General features: G+C 59.9%; 1 pseudogene. It reads left to right on the top strand.

The features are described 5' to 3' along the window. Positions 1-322: pseudogene (locus EXE42_RS19055) on the top strand (hypothetical protein); the annotation flags it as partial.

The following is a 322-nucleotide window of genomic DNA, read 5'->3' as shown; positions in this document are numbered from 1 at the left end:
GTTTCGCTCGGAGCCTCTCAGGCTGCCAGAGGGGGAGCACGAACTCGAAGCACGGATCGGCGATGAGAACGTGACGCGGAGCTTCTCGGTCGACGAACACCCGAGTCCGTACGGGAAGACGAACGTGAGCCTCTACGTCAACGACACGCGGGTCGACAGGAACATCACCGAAATCGTCCGGAACAGCACGGCTTTCTGGGAACGGAACGCCGAGGACACCGCCGGGTATCCGATCGAATTCCGATTCGTCGACAACAGGTCGGCGGCCGATCAAGCCCTCGTGTACCGAGACGTAACCGAATGTGGCGATATTACGAATCAG

It is taken from the genome of Halorubrum sp. SP3 (assembly GCF_005435195.1).
Taxonomy (GTDB): Archaea; Halobacteriota; Halobacteria; order Halobacteriales; family Haloferacaceae; genus Halorubrum; species Halorubrum sodomense.
This window is presented reverse-complemented; position numbering and strand designations above follow the sequence as displayed.